Annotated in this window: 1 protein-coding gene; it reads right to left on the reverse strand. The window is 45.3% G+C overall.

Features of this window, described 5'->3' with window-relative positions; all coding sequences use genetic code 11:
- Positions 1-739 (reverse strand): HYR-like domain-containing protein (locus FEDK69T_RS15990; protein WP_035656495.1); only part of this gene is annotated, 739 nt, incomplete at both ends.

Here is a 739-nt window from a genome sequence, read left to right on the forward strand (position 1 = left end):
ATTTCCGCAGGCATCACGAGCAGTCCATGTTCTGGTAACGGAATAAGAACCGGCACATTGTCCCGGAGTCGTCACATCGTTGAATGTCAGTGTGAAAGCAGAACCACAATTATCTGTAGCTGTAGCTTCTGCAAATTGAGGAACTGCAGGACAGTCTATGGTGGATGTGGCCGGAAGAGCTGCAATAACCGGAGCAGTCACATCCTGAACATTGATTGTTTGTGATCTTGTTGATGAATTTCCACAAGCATCGGTAGCTGTCCAGGTTCTGGTCACTGAATATGATCCTGCACACTGTCCAGGAGTAGTCACATCATTAAAAGTCAGCGTAAAAGCTGAACCACAATTATCAGTAGCTGTTGCTTGTACAAACTGAGGTGTGGCAGGACAGTTAATAGTCGATGTTGCCGGTAAAGCTGCAATTACCGGTGCTGTTATATCCTGAACATTTATGGTTTGTGTAGCTGTAGATGAATTTCCACAAGCATCGCGCGCGGTCCATGTTCTGGTAACTGAATAAGATCCTGCACATTGTCCGGGCGTAGTCACATCATTGAATGTTAACGTAAAAGCTGAACCACAATTATCGGTAGCTGTTGCCTGTGTAAATTGAGGTGTTGCCGGACAGTTAATAGTTGATATTGCCGGTAAAGCTGCAATCACCGGAGCGGTTACATCCTGAACATTTATGGTTTGTGTAGCTGTTGATGAATTTCCGCAGGCATCAAGTGCTGTCCAT

Source organism: Flavobacterium enshiense DK69, assembly GCF_000498495.1.
Lineage (GTDB): Bacteria > Bacteroidota > Bacteroidia > Flavobacteriales > Flavobacteriaceae > Flavobacterium > Flavobacterium enshiense.